The organism is Pseudomonas sp. PLB05, assembly GCF_021106615.1.
GTDB classification, from domain to species: Bacteria; Pseudomonadota; Gammaproteobacteria; order Pseudomonadales; family Pseudomonadaceae; genus Chryseomonas; species Chryseomonas benzopyrenica.
This window is the reverse complement of record NZ_JAJOHO010000001.1, coordinates 439,632-458,338: the sequence shown is the minus strand read 5'-3', so window position 1 is coordinate 458,338 and position 18,707 is coordinate 439,632. Positions and strand designations below refer to the sequence as shown.

Annotated in this window: 16 protein-coding genes, 1 tRNA gene and 1 pseudogene; 4 read left to right on the top strand and 14 right to left on the bottom strand. The window is 63.6% G+C overall.

Annotated elements, in window-relative coordinates; all coding sequences use genetic code 11:
* Positions 1 to 61: 61 nt before the first annotated feature.
* From rfbB to uvrB, 13 genes and pseudogenes are all read right to left on the bottom strand, one after another.
* The gene (gene rfbB / locus LRS53_RS02125) at positions 62 to 1,126 is read right to left on the bottom strand and encodes a dTDP-glucose 4,6-dehydratase (protein WP_064308332.1); all 1,065 of its coding nucleotides are present in this window, start codon (positions 1,124 to 1,126) and stop codon (positions 62 to 64) included.
* 221 nt (positions 1,127 to 1,347) lie between these two features.
* On the bottom strand, positions 1,348 to 3,330 hold the full coding sequence (locus tag LRS53_RS02120; RefSeq protein WP_231354783.1) for a polysaccharide biosynthesis protein: 1,983 nt from the start codon (positions 3,328 to 3,330) through the stop codon (positions 1,348 to 1,350).
* Between the two features lie 10 nt (positions 3,331 to 3,340).
* A complete protein-coding gene (locus LRS53_RS02115; protein ID WP_442968479.1) occupies positions 3,341 to 4,387 on the bottom strand; it encodes an MraY family glycosyltransferase in 1,047 nt (348 codons plus the stop codon).
* Positions 4,387 to 5,361 (bottom strand): NAD-dependent epimerase/dehydratase family protein, encoded by a 975-nt coding sequence (locus LRS53_RS02110; protein WP_231354781.1) that lies wholly within the window; start codon positions 5,359 to 5,361, stop codon positions 4,387 to 4,389. The genes LRS53_RS02115 and LRS53_RS02110 overlap by 1 nt, the downstream gene beginning before the upstream one ends.
* A gap of 139 nt (positions 5,362 to 5,500) precedes the next feature.
* Positions 5,501 to 5,722, bottom strand: a complete 222-nt coding sequence (locus tag LRS53_RS02105; protein ID WP_017642060.1) for a hypothetical protein — start codon at positions 5,720 to 5,722, stop codon at positions 5,501 to 5,503.
* 244 nt (positions 5,723 to 5,966) lie between these two features.
* Positions 5,967 to 6,254 carry an integration host factor subunit beta gene (ihfB, locus tag LRS53_RS02100; RefSeq protein ID WP_007160396.1) on the bottom strand — a complete coding sequence of 96 codons (288 nt, stop codon included), beginning with the start codon at positions 6,252 to 6,254 and terminating at the stop codon, positions 5,967 to 5,969.
* Between the two features lie 187 nt (positions 6,255 to 6,441).
* Positions 6,442 to 8,121: a 30S ribosomal protein S1 gene (rpsA, locus tag LRS53_RS02095; RefSeq protein WP_059315566.1), complete on the bottom strand. Its 1,680-nt coding sequence runs from the start codon at positions 8,119 to 8,121 to the stop codon at positions 6,442 to 6,444.
* A 140-nt stretch (positions 8,122 to 8,261) separates the two neighbouring features.
* On the bottom strand, positions 8,262 to 8,948 hold the full coding sequence (cmk, locus tag LRS53_RS02090) for a (d)CMP kinase (RefSeq protein ID WP_007160398.1): 687 nt from the start codon (positions 8,946 to 8,948) through the stop codon (positions 8,262 to 8,264).
* A gap of 20 nt (positions 8,949 to 8,968) precedes the next feature.
* A pseudogene (locus tag LRS53_RS02085) lies at positions 8,969 to 9,892 on the bottom strand (prephenate dehydrogenase/arogenate dehydrogenase family protein); the annotation flags it as partial.
* The gene (hisC, locus tag LRS53_RS02080; protein WP_231354780.1) at positions 9,885 to 10,997 is read right to left on the bottom strand and encodes a histidinol-phosphate transaminase; all 1,113 of its coding nucleotides are present in this window, start codon (positions 10,995 to 10,997) and stop codon (positions 9,885 to 9,887) included. The pseudogene LRS53_RS02085 and the gene hisC, both read right to left, overlap by 8 nt.
* A gap of 160 nt (positions 10,998 to 11,157) precedes the next feature.
* Positions 11,158 to 11,295: a hypothetical protein gene (locus tag LRS53_RS02075; protein WP_231354779.1), complete on the bottom strand. Its 138-nt coding sequence runs from the start codon at positions 11,293 to 11,295 to the stop codon at positions 11,158 to 11,160.
* Positions 11,296 to 11,354: 59 nt separating this feature from the next.
* Positions 11,355 to 12,836: a glutamate--tRNA ligase gene (gene gltX, locus LRS53_RS02070; protein ID WP_231354778.1), complete on the bottom strand. Its 1,482-nt coding sequence runs from the start codon at positions 12,834 to 12,836 to the stop codon at positions 11,355 to 11,357.
* Between the two features lie 78 nt (positions 12,837 to 12,914).
* On the bottom strand, positions 12,915 to 14,924 hold the full coding sequence (uvrB, locus tag LRS53_RS02065; protein WP_231354777.1) for an excinuclease ABC subunit UvrB: 2,010 nt from the start codon (positions 14,922 to 14,924) through the stop codon (positions 12,915 to 12,917).
* A gap of 247 nt (positions 14,925 to 15,171) precedes the next feature.
* Between uvrB and LRS53_RS02060 the strand changes: the two genes are divergently transcribed.
* Positions 15,172 to 16,374, top strand: coding sequence for an amino acid aminotransferase (locus tag LRS53_RS02060; RefSeq protein ID WP_231354776.1), 1,203 nt, complete (start codon positions 15,172 to 15,174; stop codon positions 16,372 to 16,374).
* An 82-nt stretch (positions 16,375 to 16,456) separates the two neighbouring features.
* Positions 16,457 to 16,532: transfer RNA gene (locus LRS53_RS02055), tRNA-Asn, on the top strand.
* A gap of 82 nt (positions 16,533 to 16,614) precedes the next feature.
* On the opposite strand, the gene LRS53_RS02050 is transcribed toward LRS53_RS02055, so the two are convergent.
* On the bottom strand, positions 16,615 to 16,989 hold the full coding sequence (locus LRS53_RS02050) for a response regulator (RefSeq protein ID WP_231354775.1): 375 nt from the start codon (positions 16,987 to 16,989) through the stop codon (positions 16,615 to 16,617).
* A gap of 261 nt (positions 16,990 to 17,250) precedes the next feature.
* Between LRS53_RS02050 and LRS53_RS02045 the strand changes: the two genes are divergently transcribed.
* Both LRS53_RS02045 and LRS53_RS02040 read left to right on the top strand, forming a co-directional pair.
* Positions 17,251 to 18,264 (top strand): sensor histidine kinase, encoded by a 1,014-nt coding sequence (locus LRS53_RS02045; RefSeq protein ID WP_231354774.1) that lies wholly within the window; start codon positions 17,251 to 17,253, stop codon positions 18,262 to 18,264.
* Between the two features lie 78 nt (positions 18,265 to 18,342).
* The gene (locus LRS53_RS02040) at positions 18,343 to 18,681 is read left to right on the top strand and encodes a zinc ribbon domain-containing protein YjdM (RefSeq protein ID WP_026083960.1); all 339 of its coding nucleotides are present in this window, start codon (positions 18,343 to 18,345) and stop codon (positions 18,679 to 18,681) included.
* Positions 18,682 to 18,707: the final 26 nt, after the last annotated feature.

The following is an 18,707-nucleotide window of genomic DNA, read 5'->3' as shown; positions in this document are numbered from 1 at the left end:
TCTGAAAATTGACTGTTGCTGTCGGTCGGACACGCCTGCAGGCGTGTCCGCGATAGGATCGTTAAACGGCGTCGCCGAGACGTTCGAGGCGATAGGCGCCGGACAGTACCCGCTGCCACCACTCACGATTGTTCAGGTACCAGGTTACGGTCTTGCGCATGCCGGTCTCGAAGGTCTCTTCCGGCGTCCAGCCCAGTTCGCGACCGATCTTGCTGGCGTCGATGGCGTATCTCATGTCGTGACCGGGACGGTCCTTGACGAAGGTGATCAGGTCGCGATAGCGCTCGACGCCTTCGGGCTTCTGCGGAGCCAGCTCTTCGAGCAGGTCGCAGATGGTCTCGACGACCTGCAGATTGCGCTTCTCGTTGTGACCGCCAATGTTGTAGGTCTCACCGATCTCGCCCTGCGTCACCACGGTGTAGAGGGCGCGGGCATGGTCTTCGACGAACAGCCAGTCACGCACCTGGGAGCCGTCGCCATAGACCGGCAGCGGCTTGCCGTGGATGGCATTGAGGATGACGTGGGGAATCAGCTTCTCGGGGAAGTGATAGGGGCCGTAGTTGTTCGAGCAGTTGGTCACCAGCACCGGCAGACCGTAGGTCCGGCCCCAGGCACGCACCAGGTGGTCGCTGCCGGCCTTGCTGGCCGAATAGGGCGAGCTCGGCGCATAGGGGGTGGTCTCGGTGAAGAGGTCATCGGTACCGTGCAGGTCGCCGTAGACCTCGTCAGTGGAGATGTGGTGGAAACGGAAGGCGGCCTTGGCTTCCGGCGCCAACTCGTTCCAGTAGGCGCGGGTCACTTCCAGGATGACACCGGTGCCGACCACGTTGGTCTGGATGAAGGCGGCAGGGCCCTCGATGGAGCGGTCCACGTGGGACTCGGCAGCCAGGTGCATGACGACATCGGGCTGGAAGGACGCGAAGACCTGCTGCAGGGCGGCGAAGTCGCAGATGTCCACCTGGTGGAATTCGTAGCGGTCGGAGTCGGCGACTTCGGCCAGGGAGTCCACGTTACCGGCGTACGTCAGCTTGTCGACGTTGGCAACCTTGCATTGGGTTTCGTTGATAAGAAAACGTACCACGGCGGAACCAATGAAACCCGCGCCACCTGTTACCAGTACCTTCATCCTGAATCCTGCCTATATCGATTTGTACATCATCGCGCCCGGCGCTGCGGACGAGACATCGGAGGACGGCGCAGCCATCCCTGGCTCGGGTCACAGCCACAGCCATGCACCCAAAGACCTGAGTTAAACAGTGGCAGGAAAAGAAAGTTCAGCCTAGCGGTGGGAGGCTGCCGCTTCTGTGCTCGGCTTCAAATCCAGGCCAAGGGAAAGCGTGGACGGGATCACTCGATGGATCTCTTGCCGTGCAGCCAGTCGACGATGTCGCCCTCTGGCGAATAGCCGGCGACGGTGTCGCGCAGCAGCTGCCGGACGCGAAGGTAATCACCCGCCTCGATCGCGCGATTGAGCTCGACGAGGGCGGTGCGGAAGGCATCCCAGGCCAGGAAATCTTCACTGGCGCGCATGATCTTCGGATGGGAGGTCGGACTGACATCGTCACCGATGAGCAACTCTTCATAGAGCTTTTCACCGGGTCGCAGCCCGGTGAACTCGATGGCGACATCACCATGGGGATTGGTGGGCGAGCGTACGCTCAGGCCCGACAGCTTGATCATCTGCTCGGCCAGTTCGACGATACGCACCGGCTCGCCCATGTCGAGCACGAAGACATCTCCCCCCTCGCCCATGGCCCCCGCCTGGATGACCAGTTGGGCGGCCTCGGTGATGGTCATGAAGAAGCGCGTGATCTTGGGATGGGTGACGGTGACCGGCCCGCCCTTGCGGATCTGAGTCCTGAACAACGGGATGACCGAACCGGACGAGCCCAGCACGTTGCCGAATCTCACCATGGTGAAGCGGGTGCGATTGACCTGATGGATACCATCCGTTTGCCCGTGCAGCACGGGCGCCGCCTCGCGACTCAGGGCCTGCAGGATCATCTCGGCCAGGCGCTTGGTACTGCCCATGATGTTTGTAGGCCGTACCGCCTTGTCGGTGGAGATCAGCACGAAGCTGGTCACGCCGGCCTGGATGGCCGCCTGGGCGGCATTGAGGGTACCCAGGACGTTGTTGCCGAAACCCTCGGCGATGTTGTGCTCGACCATGGGCACGTGCTTGTAGGCGGCCGCGTGGTAAAGCGTGGCGACCTTCCAGTGTCGCATCACCTGCAGGAGCAGCGGCGCGTTGCGGATGGAACCCAGCACCGGCACCAGGGTGACCGGTAGGGCTTCGCGCTGAATATAGGCCTCCAGCTCGCGGTGGATGCTGTAGAGATTGAATTCGGCATGGTCGAGCAGGATCAGGGTGCGCGGCTTCTGGCCGATGATCTGCCGGCACAGCTCGGAGCCGATGGAGCCCCCTGCCCCGGTCACCATGACCACCTGACCGGTGATGCAGCGCGCGAAGAGTTCGGGCCGGGGGGTAACGGGATCCCGACCCAGCAAATCGGCGATGTCGACCTCCTGGAGATCGTCTACCTGCACCTTGCCGCAGGCCAGGTCGCTGATCCGCGGCACGGTTCTGACGTGCAGCGGATAGGGTTCCAGCAGCCCAAGCACTTCGCGCCGGCGTGCACGCGTAGCGGACGGTATGGCCAAGAGGATCTCCTCGGCGCCCGTCTCGTCGATCATCTGCTGGATGTGTTTGGGGGTGTAGACCTTGAGCCCGGCGATGATGCGATTGGCGATGCTCTTGTCATCGTCGATGAAAGCTACCGGACGCATGGCCCGACCCATGCGCAGCGCCGCGACCAGTTGGTTGCCCGCCGAGCCGGCGCCGTAGATGGCGACACGGGGCAGTTCGTCCGGCTGCTTGATGAAGGGCACGGTGATAGCGCGATACCAGTCGCCCAGGAAATACTGGCGCAGCGCGAGACGCAGGCCGCCGATCAGGATTAAGCTGACGATCCAGTAGTTGAAGATCATCGAACGCGGGACGATCTCGGGTAGATCGCGATACCAGTAGATGACTACCGATAGCAGCAGCGTCGACAACGTCACCGCCTTGGCGATGGCGATCAGAGCGTCGTTGCCTAGGTAGCGCATGACCGCGCGGTACATGCCGAAGCGGATGAACAGGGGAATGGCGATGGCCGGCGCAGTGATGAACAGCCAGGCATGCCCGCTGAAGGGCTCGATCATCTGCACGGAACCCAGGCGCAGGTAGAAGGCCAACCAGAGCGAGAGCCAGATCAGCAACAGGTCGACCGCGACCTGAATGACTCGTTTTGTACGCCGGTTCAGCTTGACCAGATGGTCACGCAACATGTCAGTGTCCCTAATCCCTGAATCCGGTGGACTGCGCAGCCATGGCTACCTCATCGGTCCCAGCATGGTATCGAAGGGCCAGGCAAAGCAAAGGCCCATAGGCAAGCAAGAGCCCCAGTATGGCACTTAAAAGCCCCAGCCCCACCAGCAAAGCGATAGGCAGCAACCAGAACAGGTTGATGGCGAGCACCGCCAGGGTCACCGGGCGATGGGCCCCGTGCTGGCGCGACGCCCACTGGTAGGCGTGGGTGCGGTGGGCTTCGTAGGGTTTCTTGCCTCGGCTCAGACGGCGCGACAGGGTCCAGGTGGCATCCACCACGAAGACGCCGAGCAGGATCAGCCAGGCCCAGAACAGCGCCAGGTCGGCCAGTGCCGCCTGCAACGACAGCATGCCGAGGATCAGACCGAGAAAACCACTGCCGACATCGCCCATGAAGATGCGCGCGGGCGGAAAATTCCAGCATAGGAAGCCACCCACGGCCGCCGCCAGCAGCAGCGGTGCGCCCAGCAAGGCGCCATGGCCGGTCACGGCATAGATCAGCGCCATGCCCAGACAGACGACGAGCGCCTCGACGCCGGCGATACCATCGATACCGTCCATGAAGTTGTAGAGATTAAGCAGCCAGACCAGATAGAGGACGCCAAGGGTCATCACCAGCCAGCCGGGCAGCCCCAGAACAGCGGACAGCTGCGCAGGAAGCGCGCCATAGCCGCCCAGCCACAGCAGGGTAGCGAGCGCCGCCAGGAAGTGACCCAGCAGACGCCAGCCGGCGCCCACGTGCCGATGATCGTCGACGAAGCCGAGCACTGCCACCAGCAGCCCCGCTCCTATCAGGACGCCGCAGGAAGCCGGATCAAGCTGCCCCAGCAGCTGCAGCACCACACAGCCGAGCACAAACACCACGACGATCGCCAGGCCGCCGCCTCGAGGCGTCGCCACCTGGTGCGAACTGCGCGCGTTGGGTTCGTCGAGCAGGCCTCCGGACAGGGCATAGCGGCGCAGCGCCGCCGTGCCGAGCCAGCTGCAGCTGCCGGCCAGGAGCAATAGGAGCAGCATCATTTCCGGCCCTCCGCACCAGCCCGTTGCGCGCCCAGCGCACGCAAGGCGGCCCGTGCCGACAGCGGGGGCTGCCAGCCCAGCAAGGTCTTGGTGGGCTGGATGTCGACCTGCAGCGATCCACAGAGACGTTGCGCTACCTCGCCCCGCCCCAGCAACCGGGCGCCCCATTCGAGCCAGGCGGGCGGAATGGCGATCAGCCGGGGTTTCCGGCCCAGGCCTTCGGCCAGCGATTCGAGCAGCTCGGCGGTGGAAAGATCGTCATCGTCGCTGACCAGCAGGATGGCCCCGGCCGCCTTGGGCGCCGAGATGCACAGGATCAACAGATCGAGCAGATTCTCCAGCGCGAGCAGACTGCGCCTGTTGTGCCGAACGCCCCCCAGGGGCAGCGGTACGCCCCGCGCCAGGGTGTCCAGCAGGCGGGCCACATTGGCCTTTACCCCAAGCCCGTAGATCAGCGGGGGGCGAACGATGACCACTTCCAGCCCGGTCTCCGCCATCAGCGCCAACAGCTGCTGTTCGGCAGCGGCCTTGGAACGCGCGTAGGCATCGGTGGGTGCGGGAAGATCGTCAGCGCGAAAGGGCTTGCCGGGAAGGGTCCAGTCGCCGTTGACCTTGATGCTGCTGACAAAGATGAAGCGACGGACGCCGGCAGCCTGGGCATCCCGGGCCAACTTGAGAGTTGCCGCCCGATTCACCTCGTCGTAGCGCGCCTCGCTGGCTGCGCCGGGCTGCTCGCCCAATTGGTGGACGCGGGCGGCGAGGTGGATGACGGTATCCACCCCTGTCAGAGGCGCGGACCAATCGGTAGTGGCGGACAACTCGCGAATCACCGGAGTGACCTTGCCGTCGTCGGAGGCAGCTGCCACCTGACGTTGCGCCGCGACCACCGAATAGCCCTTGGCCTGTAGTTGCCGGACCAGGGCCGCGCCAACGAAGCCCCCTGCCCCTGTCACCAGAATCTTGCGTTCCATCAAGGTGTTGCGCCGTGCAGTCAGCCAGGAAAGGGCGCTTATGGTAAGACATTGCCCCGCAGGGGCCTAGCGACGCAAAACGCAGGCATAAAAAAGCCCGCCGAACCTGAGCGCGGCGGGCCGAAAAAACTTAAGAACCTTAGAAGGTCTTGGCGGACGTCTGAACTTCAACGGCCTGGAAACGAGCGGCCGGCTGGGCGACATAGTGACGCGAGAAGCTCTCGACACGCTGAGCGGGCTGCAGGAACAGCGCAACCATCCAGCTACCGGCCAGAGCGGCTACTGCCAGGAAAGGGTGGCCGAAGTGCATGCTGGTGAAGCAGGCGGCGATACCGATCCAGATGAAAAGATAGTGGCGCATGACAACTTCCTCACTCGGCGTGGACTACGAGGTCACCCAAGACCTTATGTGAAGGAAGTCTCATACAAAAATCGGAACCCGTCTACAAAAATATCAAAACGTCTTGACTTTTTTTGTAAACGTCAAAATACCGATAAAGATCTTATCGATAACGCTTTTTTGACAGCTTTGAGGAAAGCAAAAAAGACAGGAAAATCAACACATTGGCGAGAGACGACGAAAAGGCGGGAAACCAGCGACGGCTTTATGGCTCCAGCTCGTTGACCCTGTCCCTCAACTCCTTACCCGGCTTGAAGTGCGGAACGAACTTGCCGTCCAGCAAGACCGACTCGCCAGTCTTGGGATTGCGCCCGGTACGCGGAGCCCGATAGTGCAGAGAGAAGCTGCCGAAACCTCGGATCTCGATACGGTCCCCGGTGGAAAGCGCCTGGGCCATCTGCTCCAGCATGGTCTTGATCGCCAGCTCGACGTCCCTGGACGACAGCTGCCCCTGATAGGAAACGATGCGCTCGATCAACTCCGACTTGGTCATGGATTTTTCCTTCGTTATCAAGCGGCTAGATCACCTTCAAGGACTTTTAGCACGCTGGCCGATTTTTGAAAAGTCAAGCTGGCGGCTTTGGCCTCCACAACTTTTTACGGGTCGTGACCACCCTGCCCGCTTTCTTCCAGACAAAAAAAAGCGACCCCGAAGGGCCGCCTTTTATTCAAGCTCGAACTTAGTTCTGGCTTTCCATCTGCGCCTTGATCAGGTCGCCGATAGTGGTGGGGCCAGCAGCAGGCTCTTGCTTGCTACGCAGGGAGCTCATGGCTTCCTTCTCGTCGTCGACGTCCTTGGACTTGACGGAGAGGCTGATCACGCGGCTCTTGCGATCGATGCTGATGATCTTGGCTTCGACTTCGTCGCCTTCCTTCAGCACGTTACGGGCGTCTTCGACGCGATCACGGCTGATTTCGGACGCCTTCAGGACGCCTTCGATCTCGTTGCCCAGGGTGATGACAGCGCCCTTGGCATCGACTTCCTTGACGGTACCGCGCACGATGGTGCCTTTCTCGTTCAGGGAAGCGTAGTTGGAGAACGGATCGTCTTCCAGCTGCTTGATGCCCAGGGAGATGCGCTCGCGCTCCGGATCAACGGACAGGATCACGGTGTCCAGCTCGTCACCCTTCTTGAAGCGACGCACGGCTTCTTCGCCGGTTTCGTTCCAGGAGATGTCGGACAGGTGTACCAGGCCATCGATGCCGCCTTCCAGACCAATGAAGATACCGAAATCGGTGATCGACTTGATGGTGCCGGAGATGCGGTCGCCCTTGTTGAACTGACCCGAGAACTCTTCCCACGGGTTAGCGCGGCACTGCTTGATGCCCAGGGAGATACGACGACGCTCTTCGTCGATATCCAGAACCATGACTTCCACTTCGTCGCCGACCTGAACGACCTTGGACGGGTGGATGTTCTTGTTGGTCCAATCCATTTCGGACACGTGCACCAGGCCTTCCACGCCCTCTTCCAGCTCGGCGAAGCAGCCGTAGTCGGTGAGGTTGGTGACGCGCGCCTGAACGCGGGTGCCTTCCGGGTAACGGGCCTTGATGGCAACCCACGGATCTTCGCCCAGCTGCTTCAGACCCAGGGAGACGCGGTTGCGCTCGCGGTCGAACTTCAGCACCTTGACGTCGATCTCGTCGCCGACGTTGACGATTTCCGACGGATGCTTGATACGCTTCCAGGCCATGTCGGTGATGTGCAGCAGGCCGTCTACGCCGCCCAGGTCGACGAACGCACCGTAGTCGGTGAGGTTCTTGACGATACCCTTGACTTGCTGGCCTTCCTGCAGGGATTCCAGCAGAGCTTCACGCTCGGCACTGTTCTCGGCTTCCAGGACGCTACGACGGGAAACGACAACGTTGTTGCGCTTCTGGTCCAGCTTGATGACCTTGAACTCGAGTTCCTTGCCTTCCAGGTGAGTGGTGTCACGCACCGGACGGACATCGACCAGGGAGCCCGGCAGGAACGCGCGGATGCCGCTGACGTCGACGGTGAAACCGCCCTTGACCTTGCCGTTGATGACACCCTTGACCACTTCGTCGGCGCTGAACGCGGCTTCCAGGACCAGCCAGGACTCGGCGCGCTTGGCCTTTTCGCGAGACACTTTGGTTTCGCCGAAACCGTCTTCGACGGCATCCAGGGCTACGTGGACTTCGTCACCCACGTTGATGGTCAGCTCGCCTTGTTCGTTGTAGAACTGCTCGAGCGGAACCAGGCCTTCGGATTTCAGGCCGGTATCGACCACAACCCAGTCGCCATCGATCGACACCACGGTGCCGACGATGATGGCGCCCGGCTGCATGTCGAGGGATTTCAGACTTTCTTCAAAGAGTTCTGCGAAGCTTTCGCTCATGTTCATACCTGTTGTATGGATACCCGATGTATCCGGCTACCGCATGACCAGCCCATGCGGGGTGAGTGGTTACCATCCGGCTGCCGGGATGCGACTGGTTCCCGGCAGCTTTCACCGACGACTCGGATGAGTCTCGGCCTTCATCCCGCCAGGTCGCGTTCGGCGGCCAGGGTCAGGATGCGTTCCAATACCTGTTGTATGGAGAGATGCGTGGAATCCAGCTCGACGGCATCGTCGGCCGGCTTGAGCGGAGCAACGCTACGCTGACTATCGCGGGCGTCCCGCTCACGGATCTCTTCCAGGAGGGCAGGCAAGCTAACATTTTCGCCCTTCTGCTTCAACTGAAGATAACGCCTCTGTGCCCGTTCCTCGGCACCGGCGGTCAGAAAGATCTTCAGCTCGGCGTCCGGGAACACCACGGTGCCCATGTCGCGACCGTCGGCGACCAGACCGGGCGCTTCGCGGAACGCCTGCTGGCGCTGCAGCAGGGCATCGCGCACGGCCGGCAGGGTGGCGACCTGGGAGGCACCGGCGCCGACTTCCTCGGTCCGGATGACGTCGGTGACGTCCTCGCCTTCGAGAATGATGCGCTGGCCGTGTTCATGGCCGGCGAGGAACTGGACGTCCAGATGGGCCGCCAGCAGCTTGAGCGACTCCTCGTTGGTGTAGTCCACGCCATGGTTGCGCGCAGCGAAGGCCAGCAGGCGATAGAGCGCGCCGGAATCCAGCAGATTCCAGCCGAGCTGCCGGGCGACCAGCGCCGCGAGGGTGCCTTTCCCCGAACCGCCGGGACCATCGAGGGTGATGACGGGTGCGGTACTGCTCATGAGTGCCCCTCCGTAAGAGAATGATGGGCGGCGACCTGGGCGCCAGCCTGGGTACGACTGGCGAGGATGCGCCCGAAGTATTCGCGCGCGCCGCGCGCATGGGTCAGCACCTCCATGAGGAACTGACCATCGCCGGCCTGGATGGCGCCGCGCAGTTCGTCGAGATCGGTGCGATAGGTGTCCAGCGCCTGCAGCACGGCTTCGCGGTTGGCGATGAAGATGTCGTGCCACATGGTCGGATCGCTGCCGGCGATGCGGGTGAAATCGCGAAAGCCACCAGCGGCGTAGTGGAAGATTTCGCGGTTCTCGCTGCGCTTGGCCAGGGAGTCCACCAGATTGAAGGCCAGCAGATGGGGCAGATGGCTGGTGGCGGCGAGAACCTGGTCGTGGTGCTCGACGGTCATGTGCTCGACATCGGCCCCTATGGCGCGCCAGAGCCGATCGACCTTGTCCAGATCGCTCGGCAGGGTTTCTTCCAGGGGCGTCAGGATGACCTTGTGGCGATTGAACAGCGCCGCATTGGCCGCCGTGACGCCACTGCGCTCGGAGCCGGCGATGGGATGACCCGGCACGAAGCGCAGCGACTGGCCGGCGAAGGCCCGCCGCGCAGCGCGTACCACATTGCCCTTGGCGCTGCCGACGTCGGTGAGGATGGCGCCCTGCAGTGGCAGGGCCGCAAGATCGGCCAGCACCCGCTCCATGGCGAGAATCGGTACGGCGAGCTGGATGACGTCGGCACCCGGGCAGGCCTCGGCCAGCTCGGCGACGCAGCGGTCGACGACGCCCAGTTCGACCGCCAGCCGGCGAGTCTCCGGATCCCGGTCGACCCCGACCACCTCACGGCAGAGGCCGCTGGCGCGGGCGCCCTTGGCGAAGGAGCCGCCGATCAGGCCCAGGCCGACAACGACGAGACGTTCGATCAGGGGGGTGGCCACTTCAGCCACGACCCAGGACCTTGCTCAGCGCCGCCAGGAAACGGGCATTTTCCGCTTCGGTGCCGATGGAGACGCGCAGGAAGGTGGGCATGCCATAGCCGGCGACGGGCCGCACGATGACGCCCTCCTGCAGCAGCCCCTGGTTGATCGGCGCGGCCTCGCGCCCCAGGTCCACGGCAATGAAATTGCCACGGGAGGGAATCCACTTGAGGTCGAGATCGCGGAAACCGGCTTCCAGCTGGGCCATGCCGGCATCGTTGAGGGCGCGGCTGCGGGCCAGGTAATCGCTGTCGGCCAAAGCCGCACAGGCCGCCGCCTGGGCCAGGCTGTTGACGTTGAACGGCTGGCGCACCCGGTTGAGGACATCGGCCACGGTTGGCGAGGAAAAGGCATAGCCGACGCGCAGGGCAGCCAGGCCATAGGCCTTGGAAAAGGTCCGCGAGACGATGAGGTTGGGGTACTGGGCCAGGAACGCCAGGCCGTCCGGCAGTTCGTCACCTTCGGCGTATTCGATGTAGGCCTCGTCCAGTACCACCAGGACGTGCTCAGGCACACGGGCGAGGAAGCGCGCCAGGGCCTCGCTGTCGAACCAGGTGCCGGTGGGATTGTTGGGGTTGGCGACGAAGACCACCCGGGTGTCGGCATCGATGGCGGCGAGCATGGCCTCGAGGTCATGCCCGTAGTCCTTGGCTGGGACGCTGCGGCCTTCCGCACCGATGGCCAGGGTCACCAGCGGATAGACGGCGAAGGCATGCTCGCTGAACACGGCGTTGTAGCCGGGTGCCAGGTAGGCGCGGGCGACCAGTTCGAGGATGTCGTTGGAGCCGTTGCCCAGGGTGATGCCAGTGGCGGCCACGCCGAAACGCTCGCTCAGGGCCTGCTTGAGGTCGAAGGCGTTGCCATCGGGATAGCGGGTCAGCTCGGCCAGTTCGGCACGGATGGCGTCAATGGCCTTGGCGCTGGGCCCGAGGGGGTTCTCGTTGCTGGCGAGCTTGACGATGCTGGCCGGCGCCATACCCAGCTCGCGGGCCAGTTCATCGACGGGCTTGCCGGGCACGTAGGGCGAAAGTTTCTGTACGCCGGGAAGGGCTTGTGCCAGGAAATCGCAGCTCATGGAGACCTCTTCAACTTGCGATGACGACGGTCGGGCCGCCGAAAATGGGCGCCATCTTAAAGCCAAGGCGGGTCGCGGACCAATCGAAGTTGCGCCTGCGCGACGGAAAGCCCCTCGCTGATGGCGCTGTAACGACCCGGTCACGGGTTGATCGTCAGGGTCAGATCGAGGATCGCGCGCCGGTCGGCAATCCGGCCTGGCGATGGAGATTGACCGCCAGGGCGATCATCCGCGTCGCGTTGAGCAAGGCCAGCACGTCTTCGAGCAGATTGTGCCGCTGGGGAATCACGGAAGTCATGGGGCCATCCTGGCGCGAGACAGAAGCCGACCCCGACGTCGGGGTCGGCTGAGAGGCGATCAGCCGAGTTCGGCCAGCAGCTTCTCCCACTCCTTGGTTTCCTTCTTGGAGGGCGCACCCAGCAACTCGACCGCCTGGCGCAGGCGGAAGCGGGTGAGGTCCGGCCCGAGGATTTCCATGGCATCCAGCACCGAGACCGAACTGGCCTGGCCGGTGATGGCGGCGAACAGCAGCGGCATGACGTCGCGCAACTTGAGCTGCTGGTGCTCGGCGACCGCCTGGATCACGGCGGTGATGCGCTCCTTGTCCCACTGGCGCAGGGCTTCGAGCTTCCACAGCAGCAGTTGCATGACTAGGCGGACCTGGTCGGCGGCCAGCTTCTTGTGCTGGAACAGCGCCGGATCCAGATTCAGGGCGCCACTGAAGAAGAAGCCGGCCAGCGGGGCGATCTGGCTGAAGGTCTCGACGCGCTGCTGTACCAGGGGGGCGATCTTGAGCAGGTACTCGGGATTGAGCGCCCATTGCTGCACCTCGGCGGCGAAGCGCTCGGGGCTCAGTTCGCGCAGCCACTGGCCGTTGAGCCAGGAGAGCTTCTCGACGTCGAAGATCGGACCGCCGAGGGACACGCGCTGGAGGTCGAAATGCTCGACCATCTCGTCCAGGGTGAATTTCTCGCGCTCGTCGGGCATGGACCAGCCCATGCGGCCGAGGTAGTTGAGCATGGCTTCGGGCAGGTAGCCCATGCGCTGGTAGAAGGTCACCGAGGTGGGATTCTTGCGCTTGGAAAGCTTGCTCTTGTCCGGGTTGCGCAGCAGCGGCATGTAGCAGAGTTGGGGCTGCTCCCAGCCGAAGTACTCGTAGAGCTTGATCAGCTTGGGCGCCGAGGGCAGCCACTCTTCGCCGCGCAGGACGTGGGTGATGCCCATCAGGTGGTCGTCGACCACGTTGGCGAGGAAGTAGGTGGGCAGGCCGTCGGCCTTCATCAGCACCTGCATGTCCATGCGATCCCAGGGGATCTCGACATCACCGCGCAGCAGGTCGGGGACGACGCAGACGCCCTCCTCCGGCACCTTCATGCGGATCACATAGGGCTGGCCGGCATCCAGGCGCTGTTGCACCTCCTCCTGGCTCAGGCGCAGGCCGCGACCGTCGTAGCGCGGGGTCTCGCCGCGCGCCTGCTGCTCGGCACGCATCTGGTCGAGTTCTTCGGGCGTGGCGAAGCAGTAGAAGGCATGGCCCTTCTCCACCAGCTCACGAGCGTACCTCCAGTAGATCTCACCGCGTTCGCTCTGCCGATAGGGGCCATGGGGGCCACCGACGTCCGGGCCCTCGTTCCACTCAATGCCCAGCCAGCGCAGGGCATCGTAGATCTGTTGTTCGGATTCGCGGGTCGAACGGACCTGGTCGGTATCCTCGATGCGCAGAATGAACTGCCCCCCGTGCTGACGGGCGAAGCAGAGGTTGAACAGGGCGATATAGGCGGTACCGACATGCGGGTCGCCGGTGGGCGACGGCGCGATGCGCGTGCGAACGGTGGTCATCGGCTTTCTCGAAAAACGCGAAGGGACAAAGGCGGAATGGTAGCAGCGCCAGCCCTGGCGCTGCCAGTTGGAGCGGACCTAGACCTGCACCAGGCGCTCGCGCAGCGCCTGGATCTCGTCACGCAGCTGGGCAGCGGACTCGAACTGCAGGTCGCGCGCCAGTTGCAGCATCTTTTCTTCGAGCTGACGGATGCGCTTGCCGATCTCGCTCGGCGAGCGCAGTTCGGCGGCGTACTCACCCTGATCCTCGGCGGCCTTGGCCACGCGACGCTTGCCCTTGGCACCCGGGGCCGCGGCGCCTTCCATGATGTCGCGAATGTCCTTCTTAATGCCCTGGGGCACGATGCCGTGCTTTTCGTTGAAGGCCAGCTGCTTGTTGCGCCGGCGTTCGGTCTCGTCGATGGCCCGCTGCATGGAGCCGGTCATGTTGTCGGCATAGAGGATGGCCTTGCCGTTGAGGTTGCGCGCCGCCCGGCCGATGGTCTGGATCAGCGAGCGCTCGGAACGCAGAAAGCCTTCCTTATCGGCGTCGAGCACCGCCACCAGGGAGACCTCAGGCATGTCCAGGCCCTCGCGCAAGAGGTTGATGCCCACCAGCACGTCGAAGGTGCCCAGGCGCAGGTCGCGGATGATCTCCACGCGCTCCACGGTGTCGATGTCCGAGTGCAGATAGCGCACCCGTACGTCGTGGTCGGCCAGGTAGTCGGTGAGGTCCTCGGCCATGCGCTTGGTAAGGGTGGTGCAGAGCACCCGCTCTTCCTGGGCCACGCGCAGGCGGATCTCGGAGAGCAGATCGTCCACCTGGGTGGTGGCCGGACGGATCTCGATGATGGGGTCGACCAGGCCGGTGGGGCGCACCACCTGCTCGACCACGCGGCCGGCGTGTTCTTCCTCATAGGGACCGGGGGTCGCCGAGACAAAGATGGTCTGGGGCGCACCGGCTTCCCACTCCTCGAACTTGAGCGGCCGGTTGTCCAGCGCCGAGGGCAGGCGGAAGCCGTATTCCACCAGGGTTTCCTTGCGCGAGCGGTCGCCCTTGAACATGGCGCCGATCTGCGGAACGGTGACGTGGGATTCGTCGATTACCAGCAGGGCGTTGCTCGGCAGATAGTCATAGAGGGTGGGGGGCGGCTCGCCCGGACCGCGCCCGGACAGGTAGCGGCTGTAGTTCTCGATGCCGTTGCAATAGCCCAGTTCGAGGATCATCTCCAGGTCGAAGCGGGTACGCTGCTCCAAACGCTGCGCTTCGAGCAGACGGTTCTGGCTGCGCAGCCAGTCGAGACGATCAGCCAGCTCCAGCTTTATGTTCTCGATGGCGCCGAGCAGGGTTTCACGCGGCGTGGCGTAGTGGGTCTTCGGATAGAAGGTGAAGCGCGGCAGTTTGCGGATCACTTCGCCGGTCAGCGGATCGAAGGCCGACAGACTCTCCACCTCGTCGTCGAACAGCTCGATGCGCACCGCTTCCAGATCGGATTCCGCCGGGAAGATATCGATGACGTCGCCGCGCACCCGGAAGGTGGCACGGGCGAATTCCATATCGTTGCGACTGTACTGCAACTCAGCCAGCCGGCGCAGGATGGTGCGCTGGTCGATGCGGTCGCCGCGATCCAGGTGCAAGACCATCTTCAGGTAGGCCTCGGGACTGCCCAGGCCGTAGATGGAGGATACCGAGGCGACGATGATGGCGTCCTTGCGCTCCAGCAAGGCCTTGGTGGCTGACAGGCGCATCTGCTCGATGTGGTCGTTGATGGACGAGTCCTTCTCGATGAAGGTGTCCGACGAGGGCACATAGGCTTCCGGCTGGTAGTAGTCGTAGTAGGAGACGAAGTACTCCACCGAGTTGTTCGGGAAGAAGGCCTTGAATTCGCCATAGAGCTGGGCGGCCAGGGTCTTGTTCGGCGCCAGCACCATGGTCGGACGCTGCACCTGGGCGATGACATTGGCGATGCTGAAGGTCTTGCCCGAGCCGGTCACGCCGAGCAGGGTCTGGTGCGACAGGCCTGCCTCCAGGCCTTCCACCATCTGGCGAATGGCTTCGGGCTGGTCGCCGGCCGGGGTGTAGCGGGTGGAGAGCTGGAATGCGGACATGGCTGCCTCAGTAGCGCGAAAATGCACGGACACCACCGCGCTGACGCAAGGCCAGGGCGGTGTGGGCGAGGAAAAAGCTGGAAGCCCCTAGATGAGGTCGCATGCGCCCCTTTGCAATCCGCCTGCGGCGCCGCACGTCAGGAAATCTCCTACCGAGGTCGGGTCGCGATGGTGCCTGCAGGGGGCTATACTCCTGGTTCCTAAGCGTTCCGCCCTTCCCTTCACCCCTCATTCGAGCCCCTGCCCCATGAGTTTGTTCTCCGCCGTCGAAATGGCACCCCGCGACCCCATCCTTGGCCTGAACGAGGCCTATAACGCCGACGCCCGTCCGCACAAGGTCAATCTGGGCGTGGGGGTCTACTACGACGAGCAGGGCCGCATTCCGCTGCTGCGCGCCGTGGCCGAGGCCGAGCGCCAGCGCGTGGCCGCTCAGGCGCCGCGTGGCTACCTGCCCATCGAGGGCATCGCCGCCTACGACCAGGCCGTGCAGCACCTGCTGTTCGGCGCCGAGTCGAGCCTGGTGCGCGAAGGTCGCGCCATCACCGTACAGGCCGTCGGCGGCACCGGTGCGCTGAAGATCGGCGCAGACTTCCTCAAGCGGCTGCTGCCGGATGCCGTGGTCGCCATCAGCGATCCGAGCTGGGAAAACCACCGCGCGCTGTTCGAGGGCGCCGGTTTTCCCGTGCAGAACTATCGCTATTATGACGCCGCCAGCAACGGCCTGAACCGCGCCGGCTTCCTGGCCGATCTCCAGGCGTTGCCAGAGCGCTCGGTAGTGGTATTGCACGCCTGCTGCCACAACCCCACCGGCGTGGATCTGCAGCCCGCCGATTGGCAAGCGGTGCTGGACGTGGTCAAGGCGCGTAACCTGGTGCCCTTCCTCGACATCGCCTACCAGGGCTTTGGCGACGGCATCGAGGAAGACGCCCAGGCCGTACGCCTGTTCGCTGATTCCGGGCTGACCTTCCTGGTCTCCAGCTCCTTCTCCAAGTCCTTCTCGCTGTACGGCGAGCGGGTCGGCGCCCTGACCCTGGTCAGCGAAAGCCGTGAGGAAAGCGCCCGGGTGCTGTCCCAGGTCAAGCGGGTCATCCGCACCAACTACTCCAACCCGCCGACCCATGGCGCCACCATCGTCGCCAGCGTGCTGAGCAATCCCGAGCTGCGCGCCCTGTGGGAAGCCGAACTGGGCGAGATGCGCCAGCGCATCCGCACCATGCGCAACGCCCTGGTGGAAGGCCTGGCCGCCGCCGGCGCCACCCGCGACTTCGCTTTCGTCAACGCCCAGCGCGGCATGTTCTCCTACTCCGGCCTCACCGCCGAGCAGGTCGAGCGGCTGAAGAGCGAATTCGGTATCTATGCGGTCAGTACCGGACGCATCTGCGTGGCGGCGTTGAACGCGCGCAATCTGCAGCCCACCGTCCAGGCCATCGCCGCGGTATTGCAGGGCTGACGACGGGCGTTCGGCGGCCCGTTTTTCTGGTGCCGCCGAGGCTTGACTTCCCGTTATCTATCAGTAAGATACGCCCCGTTGTTCCGCGATAGCTCAGTCGGTAGAGCAAATGACTGTTAATCATTGGGTCCCTGGTTCGAGTCCAGGTCGCGGAGCCAAAATCTGAAAAAGCCCGTAGCGGGCGACCGCTACGGGCTTTTTCATGGGCGCGATTTGGTCAGCGCCACAGCTGTCGAGTGCCTAGACAGGGTTCGTCTGGGCACCGGGCGCTGGGCAACTGCGGTGCAACGCCTCCAGATCCCAGGGTTTGGGCAGAAAGGTCGCCCGCGCCGCGCGAGCAGGGTTGTCGTCGCAATAGCCCGAGGTGATGACGATGGGCAGGTGGGCCTGACGGCCACGCGCCTGGAGTGCCAGATCCACACCACTCAGAAGGCCCGGCATCCGCACATCGGTAAAGAGCAGATCCAGCTTGGGCTGCGCTTCCTGCAAGAAGGCACAGGCGGCATCCGCGCTGCCAAAGGCATACACCTGATAACCCCAGCCTTCGAAGAGTTCCTGCAACAGCTCGCGCAGAACAGGCTCATCCTCGGCGACTAGCACACGCTGGCGATTCATGAGCGGATCCTGTGATTGAAAGATTGCAATCGTTTGACCATAGCAATCCACTAGCGTCCTGAGCTGTACGACCAAGGGCACTGTTGTACAAGAAACATACCTGACCGATTAGCGAGCGGGGGAAACGGCCGAGACGGTCCAACTCTTGTACAGGCTGCCGCCGTCGGACCGGGCAAAGCCACCTTTGGTGCGCTCATCCCCTAAGCGAGACCGCTATGCGTTAAGCTTGCGCCGCCGTTGTCTACCCCACAGGTTAGAGCCTTGGATCCGTCGTCTCGTCGTCATTGGATCAGCGATCTCAGCAGCAGGATCCGCGCTCGCCCGGTACTGGCCTACGGCCTCGCGCTGCTGGCGTTCGCCCTGGCCCTGGCGGCACGCTTCGCCCTGGTGGACGTCCTGCTGCAGGGCTTTCCCTACCTCACCTTCTTTCCCGCCGTCATCCTGACCACCTTCTTCTGCGGCAGCCGCGCCGGCACCCTGTGCGCCGTGCTGTCCGGGTTGGCCGCCTGGTACTTCTTCATTCCTCCGGGCTGGACCTTCGATGTCGGCGCCCAGGGCTTTCTGGCCCTGGCCTTCTACGTGGTCATCGTCGGTGTGGACATCGCCCTGATCCACTACATGCATAGAGCAAGCGCCCGACTGCGCGCCGAGCAGCAGGTGATCCACGACCTCTACGACGTCCAGACGACGATGTTCCAGGAGTTGCAGCACCGGGTCGCCAACAACATCCAGTTCATCGCCTCGTTGCTCATGCTGCAGCAACTCAAGTTGCCCGGCGACAGCCAGGCGTCCCAAGCCCTGGAAGAGGCGCGTTCGCGACTGGAGAGCATTTCGCGCATCCACCGGCGACTGCACGATCCGGCCGACGCCGCGCAGCCAGTGGCCCATCACCTGCAGCTGCTGACCAATGACCTGCTGGCCGCCGCGGGACAGGCCAACGTCTCCTGCGCCATCACTGCCGAGCCGCTGAATTTCGACCTTCCCCGCCTGACCACCCTGTCGATGCTGGTGGCCGAGGTGGTGACCAACTCCCTCAAGCACGCCTTCGACGCCAGCCAGCGCGGTCTGATCAGCATCAGCCTGCAACGCGACGACGATCAGCGACTGCTATTGCGCATCGCCGACAACGGTCGGGGCATGCCGCAGCAGTTCAATCCGCACACCAGCCAGCGCCTGGGCTTCAAGATCATCAACAGCCTGGCCGAACAGCTCGGCGGCGAAGCCCGCTATCGCAACGATAATGGCACCGTGGTCGAGGTGCAGCTGGCCGCCTAGTGCAACGGCCTCACAGACACCCGGGCGCGGCTAAAACCCTATACAATGCGCGGCTTTTCCAGCCAGGTGTCCTTCGCCATGACCGCTCTGCCGCCCTGCCCCCTCTGTGCTTCCGAATACACCTACGCCGACGGCGCTCAGCTGATCTGTCCGGAGTGCGCCCACGAATGGACGCCCGGTGACACCGGCGCCACGGACGAGGCCAAGGTGATCCGCGATGCGGTCGGCAATACCCTGCAGGATGGCGACACCGTCAGCGTGATCAAGGATCTCAAGGTCAAGGGCTCGTCCCTGGTGGTCAAGGTCGGCACCAAGGTCAAGAACATCCGCTTGGTCGATGGCGATCACGACATCGACTGCAAGATCGAGGGCATAGGTGCGATGAAGCTCAAATCCGAGTTCGTCAAAAAGGTCTGATCGTCGTACCGGGGTGTTCCCTGGCG

What these genes read in the sequence shown, in the direction of transcription:
- rfbB (WP_064308332.1), bottom strand. Translation starts at nt 1,126, where the DNA reads ATGAAGGTACTGGTAACAGGTGGCGCGGGTTTCATTGGTTCCGCCGTG.
- LRS53_RS02120 (WP_231354783.1), bottom strand. Translation starts at nt 3,330, where the DNA reads ATGTTGCGTGACCATCTGGTCAAGCTGAACCGGCGTACAAAACGAGTC.
- LRS53_RS02115 (WP_442968479.1), bottom strand. Translation starts at nt 4,387, where the DNA reads ATGCTGCTCCTATTGCTCCTGGCCGGCAGCTGCAGCTGGCTCGGCACG.
- LRS53_RS02110 (WP_231354781.1), bottom strand. Translation starts at nt 5,361, where the DNA reads ATGGAACGCAAGATTCTGGTGACAGGGGCAGGGGGCTTCGTTGGCGCG.
- LRS53_RS02105 (WP_017642060.1), bottom strand. Translation starts at nt 5,722, where the DNA reads ATGCGCCACTATCTTTTCATCTGGATCGGTATCGCCGCCTGCTTCACC.
- ihfB (WP_007160396.1), bottom strand. Translation starts at nt 6,254, where the DNA reads ATGACCAAGTCGGAGTTGATCGAGCGCATCGTTTCCTATCAGGGGCAG.
- rpsA (WP_059315566.1), bottom strand. Translation starts at nt 8,121, where the DNA reads ATGAGCGAAAGCTTCGCAGAACTCTTTGAAGAAAGTCTGAAATCCCTC.
- cmk (WP_007160398.1), bottom strand. Translation starts at nt 8,948, where the DNA reads ATGAGCAGTACCGCACCCGTCATCACCCTCGATGGTCCCGGCGGTTCG.
- hisC (WP_231354780.1), bottom strand. Translation starts at nt 10,997, where the DNA reads ATGAGCTGCGATTTCCTGGCACAAGCCCTTCCCGGCGTACAGAAACTT.
- LRS53_RS02075 (WP_231354779.1), bottom strand. Translation starts at nt 11,295, where the DNA reads ATGACTTCCGTGATTCCCCAGCGGCACAATCTGCTCGAAGACGTGCTG.
- gltX (WP_231354778.1), bottom strand. Translation starts at nt 12,836, where the DNA reads ATGACCACCGTTCGCACGCGCATCGCGCCGTCGCCCACCGGCGACCCG.
- uvrB (WP_231354777.1), bottom strand. Translation starts at nt 14,924, where the DNA reads ATGTCCGCATTCCAGCTCTCCACCCGCTACACCCCGGCCGGCGACCAG.
- LRS53_RS02060 (WP_231354776.1), top strand. Translation starts at nt 15,172, where the DNA reads ATGAGTTTGTTCTCCGCCGTCGAAATGGCACCCCGCGACCCCATCCTT.
- LRS53_RS02050 (WP_231354775.1), bottom strand. Translation starts at nt 16,989, where the DNA reads ATGAATCGCCAGCGTGTGCTAGTCGCCGAGGATGAGCCTGTTCTGCGC.
- LRS53_RS02040 (WP_026083960.1), top strand. Translation starts at nt 18,343, where the DNA reads ATGACCGCTCTGCCGCCCTGCCCCCTCTGTGCTTCCGAATACACCTAC.